We start from the raw sequence: 4,738 nt of genomic DNA, 5'->3' as shown, positions 1-4,738 counted from the left end.
AGCCCGCGGTCGCGCCGCGGCGGCGCGCCGATGCGCGCCAGCAGCGCCCGGCCGAATCCCCAGCAGGCGACCGCGAATACCGCCGCCGCCGCATAGTGCGCGGCCCCGAACATCAACTTCTGAATAGGAACTCCCGCTCGCCGCGCCTGCTAGCGACAGCCTGTTGGTATCAAAGATTAGGCGCCAGCAGACGCTCGAGATCGGCCTCGCTCTCATGGCGCCGCGCCGCCTGGTCCTGCAACTGGTCGTGCCCGATCTTGCCGACGTTGAAGTAGGTCGTGTCGGGGTGGCTCAGGTAGAAGCCGCTGACGCTGGCGGCCGGCATCATGGCCAGGCTGTCGGTCAGCGTCATGCCGATCTCAGCGCAGTGCAGCAGCTCGAACATCGGCCGCTTCACGCTGTGGTCCGGGCAGGCCGGATAGCCGGGCGCCGGTCGGATGCCGCGGTACTTCTCGCCGATCATGTCCTCGTTGCTCAGGGCCTCGCCGGCCGCATAGCCCCAGAGGTCGGTCCGCACGCGATGGTGCAGCGCCTCGGCGAAGGCCTCGGCCAAGCGGTCGGCCAGGGCCTTCAGCATGATCGCCGAGTAGTCGTCGAGGTCGTCCATGAAGTACTTCTCCTTCTTCTCGACGCCCAGGCCGGCGGTGACCGCGAACATGCCCACGTAGTCCTTCAGGCCGCTCTCGCGCGGCGCCACGAAATCGGCTAGGCAGCGGCTCGGCCGCATCACGCCCTCGATCGCCTGCTTCTCGGTCTGCTGGCGCATGCCGTACCAGGTCAACGCGACCTCGCTGCGCGACTCGTCGGTGTAGAGCGCGATGTCGTCGTCGTTGACCGTGTTGGCCGGCCAGAAGCCGATCACGCCGCTGGCCGTGAGCCAGCGCCCCTCGATCAGGCGCTTGAGCATGCGCTGGCCGTCGGCGTAGACGCGCACCGCCTCGGTGCCAACGATCTCGTCCTTGAGGATCGCTGGGAACGGGCCGGCCAGGTCCCAGGTCTGGAAGAAGGGACCCCAGTCAATGTACTTCGCCAGTTCGGTGAGGCCGAAGTTCCGGAACACCCGGCGACCGATGAACTTGGGCACCGGTGGCAGGTAGTTCGCCCAGTCGATCGGCGTCTTGTTGGCGCGCGCCTTAGCCAGCGGCCACAGCGGCGTCTGCTTCTTGTTGGCGTGCTGATGCCGCACCTTGTCGTAGTCGGCGTTGATCTCGTCGATGTAGCTCGCGGCCTGCTCCGACAGCAGCGACTGCGCCACGCTCACGCTGCGCGATGCATCGGGCACGTAGACCACCGGCCCTTCGTAGTGCGGCGCGATCTTCACGGCCGTGTGCACGCGGCTGGTGGTGGCGCCGCCGATCAGCAGCGGGATCTTGCGGATGCGGAAATGATCGTCCTTCTGCATCTCGCCGGCCACGTACTGCATCTCTTCGAGGCTCGGCGTGATCAGGCCCGAGAGGCCGACGATGTCGGCGCCCTCGACTTTGGCGCGCGCGAGGATCTCGTGGCAGGGCACCATCACGCCCATGTTCACGACCTCGAAGTTGTTGCACTGGAGCACGACCGTGACGATGTTCTTGCCGATGTCGTGGACGTCGCCCTTGACGGTGGCGATGACGATCTTGCCCTTGGTGCGAACGTCGCGGCCGGCCGCCTCGTCCTGGCGCTTCTCTTCCTCGATGTAGGGAATCAGGTGGGCCACGGCCGACTTCATCACGCGGGCCGACTTCACCACCTGCGGCAGGAACATCTTGCCCTGGCCGAACAGGTCGCCGACGATGTTCATGCCGGCCATCAGCGGGCCTTCGATCACGTGTAGGGGCCGCCCGCCGGTGGCCAGGATCTGCTGGTAGGCCTCCTCGGTGTCCTCGACGATGAAGTCGGTGATGCCGTGCACCATCGCGTGCGACAGCCGCTGGTTCACGTGCACCGGGTGCTCGGGCGTGCCGCGCCATTCGAGCTTCTTGCTCTCGTCCTTGGCGCCGCTCTTGGCGGTCTCGGCCACCTCGACGAGGCGCTCGCCGGCGTCGGGGCGGCGGTTCAGCACCACGTCCTCGACGCGCTCGCGCAGCTCGGGCTCGAGGTCGTCGTAGACGCCGACCATGCCGGCGTTGACGATGCCCATGTCCATGCCGGCCTTGATCGCGTGATAGAGGAACACGGTGTGGATGGCTTCGCGCACCGGATCGTTGCCGCGGAAGCTGAAGCTCACGTTCGAGACCCCGCCCGACACCTTGGCGCCCGGCAGGTTCTGCTTGATCCAGCGCACCGCGTTGATGAAGTCGACCGCGTAGTTGTTGTGCTCCTCGATGCCGGTGGCGATCGCGAAGATGTTCGGGTCGAAGATGATGTCCTCGGGCGGGAAGCCGATCTCGTCGACCAGGATCCGGTAGGCCCGCTCGCAGATCTCGATCTTGCGCTCGTAGGTGTCGGCCTGACCCTTCTCGTCGAAGGCCATCACGACCGCCGCCGCACCGTAGCGGCGCAGCAGCCGGGCCTGGTGCCTGAACTGCTCTTCGCCCTCCTTCATGCTGATCGAGTTGACGATGCCCTTGCCCTGGATGCAGCGCAGGCCGGCCTCGATCACTTCCCACTTCGAGCTGTCGACCATGATCGGCACGCGGGCGATGTCGGGCTCGCTGGCGATCAGGTTCAGGAATCGCACCATCGCGGCCTTGCTGTCGAGCATGGCCTCGTCCATGTTGATGTCGATCACCTGTGCGCCGTTCTCGACCTGCTGGCGCGCGACGGCCAGCGCTTCCTCGAACTGGCCATTGAGGATCATCCGCGCGAAGGCCTTGGAGCCAGTGACGTTGGTGCGCTCGCCGATGTTGACGAACAGGGCACCCTCGCCGATCTGCACCGGCTCGAGGCCGGACAGCTTCATCGGGGGCGGATTCTGGGATGCGGACGGATCGGTTGGCATGGGCTCACCTGCAGGACGTTGGGGTCAGGCGAGCGTCGTTGCACTCCAGGGTCTGGAAGCCCAAGCCTGACGCGGCCGCCCGGATGGACGGCGGCGCTGCAACGCTCCTTGGGAGCCGCGGATTTTACGCCGGCTGGGCGGCGCCGGCAGCCGAAGCCGGCAGGCCGAAGATGGCGTCGAAGGCCCAGTTGAAGACGAAGGTGTAGACCAGGAAGAAAACCACCAGGCCGAGGTCCATCACCAGGGCGTCCCACAGGCTGACGTCGAGCCACCAGGCGAACACCGGCACCAGGAAGGCCACTAGGCCGCCCTCGAAACCGATCGCATGGGCGATGCGGCGGCACACGCTGCGGCCGCGCAGCGTCTGGCGCGATTCCCAGCGCTCGAACAGGGCATTGAACGAGAGGTTCCAAAGCACCGCGATGACCGAGGCGATGACCGCCAGCACGCCCGAATGACCCAGGCCCTGGCCCGACATCAGCGCCAGCCCCGCGCCGGCGGCGACGATGGCGATGCCCTCGTAGAGGCTGATGTAGACGACGCGGCGCTTGAGCCCTTGCATGGAATCGATCCTGTGTTGGTTGGCGTGGAACCGAACTTTATGTTTGTTCCGCTGATATATAAAGTCATCTTCTTTCAGAAAACTTGATAGATMGAGCGCCATGAGTTTTTCCAGCGATAACGTGGAGGTGTTCCTTGCGGTCGTCGACCATGGCTCTTTTTCCGCCGCGGCACGGGCCCTGGGGCGGGTGCCCTCGGCGGTCAGCATGGCCATTGCCAACCTCGAAGCCGAGCTCGACCTGCCGCTGTTCGACCGCAGCGGTCGCGAGCCGCAGCCAACCGCCGCCGCGCGTTCGCTCGAACCGCAGGCGCGCCTACTGGCGGCGCAGTTGAAGCAGCTCCAGGTTCAGGCGCTGGCGCTCACCCAGGGGCTCGAGAACCGCCTCACGCTGGCGATCGCCCCCGAGCTGCTGGCGGCGCCCTGGAGCGGCCCATTGGCCGCCTTGGCGGACGAATACCCGTTGCTGGAGGTCGAGGTGCTGGCCGCGCCGCAGGCCGATGCGCTGGCGCTGCTGCACAGCGGCCGGGCCCAACTGGCGCTGGTCTTCGAACGCCCCAGCCTGGACGGCCGGGAGGGCTTCCAGGAGGTGGCCAGCGACACCATGGTGGCCGTGATGGCGCCCGACCACCCGGTGCTGGCGGCGGCCGGCGGACGGCTGCGCGAGGAGCACCTGACGACCACGCGGCAGATCGTGGTCGCCGGGCGCGATCTCGCCACCAGCGACCCGCGCTTCGTCTTCGCGCGCCATGTCTGGCGCACCGACAACGCGCTGGCCGCCCTGAGCCTGATCACCGCCGGGCTGGGCTGGGGCTGGCTGCCGCGCAACTTCGCAAGGCCGCACGTGGCAGCGGGCGCGCTGGTCGAAATTCCGTTCGAGAACCTGTCCAACGGGCTCGACCTGTGGGTCGACGTGGTCTGGTCACGCGAGCGGCCGCTGGGCCTGGGCGCCCAGCGCTTCGTGTCGCTGATCGCCCGCAAGAAGGACTGAAGGCCGGCGCTCACCCGCCGCGGCCGCCGCCCCCTCCGTGGCCGCCGCCACCGTGGCCGCCACCGCGGCCGCCACCCTCACCACCTCCGTGACCACCTCCGTGGCCGCCACCGTGCCCGCCACCCTGGCCGCCTCCGTGACCACCCTGGCCACCTCCGCGGCCGCCACCGCCGCCGCCGCCCCCTTGCCCCGGTGGACGACCGCCGGTCTGGAAGTCGTTGCCGGGCGGCCGCGCGCCCGGGGGCCGGGGTCCCCCGCCATGCGG

General features: G+C 68.0%; 4 protein-coding genes and 1 riboswitch. Of the genes, 2 read left to right on the top strand and 2 right to left on the bottom strand.

The window, feature by feature from the left end:
• Positions 1-169 precede the first annotated feature (169 nt).
• On the bottom strand, positions 170-2,923 hold the full coding sequence (gene metH, locus AC1DY5_RS42470) for a methionine synthase (RefSeq protein WP_478120431.1): 2,754 nt from the start codon (positions 2,921-2,923) through the stop codon (positions 170-172).
• A 23-nt stretch (positions 2,924-2,946) separates the two neighbouring features.
• Positions 2,947-3,039: riboswitch (S-adenosyl-L-homocysteine riboswitch) on the bottom strand.
• 8 nt (positions 3,040-3,047) lie between these two features.
• Entirely contained in the window at positions 3,048-3,485 is a 438-nt protein-coding gene (locus AC1DY5_RS42465) for a PACE efflux transporter (protein WP_478120430.1), read from the bottom strand.
• 100 nt (positions 3,486-3,585) lie between these two features.
• On the opposite strand from AC1DY5_RS42465, the gene AC1DY5_RS42460 reads away from it, so the two are divergent.
• Complete coding sequence (locus tag AC1DY5_RS42460) at positions 3,586-4,473, top strand: LysR family transcriptional regulator (RefSeq protein WP_478120429.1); 888 nt, start codon at positions 3,586-3,588, stop codon at positions 4,471-4,473.
• Between the two features lie 37 nt (positions 4,474-4,510).
• On the top strand, positions 4,511-4,738 hold a 228-nt coding region (locus AC1DY5_RS42455; RefSeq protein WP_478120428.1), incomplete at its 3' end, for a hypothetical protein.

This window comes from Variovorax sp. P4_D9 (assembly GCF_056401695.1).
Note: the sequence above shows the minus strand (reverse complement) of the source record. Positions and strands in the feature narration are given on the sequence as shown.

Bases quoted from the DNA above. Each gene is read 5' to 3' on its own strand.
- AC1DY5_RS42465 (WP_478120430.1), bottom strand. From the start codon at position 3,485: ATGCAAGGGCTCAAGCGCCGCGTCGTCTACATCAGCCTCTACGAGGGC.
- AC1DY5_RS42460 (WP_478120429.1), top strand. From the start codon at position 3,586: ATGAGTTTTTCCAGCGATAACGTGGAGGTGTTCCTTGCGGTCGTCGAC.
- metH (WP_478120431.1), bottom strand. From the start codon at position 2,923: ATGCCAACCGATCCGTCCGCATCCCAGAATCCGCCCCCGATGAAGCTG.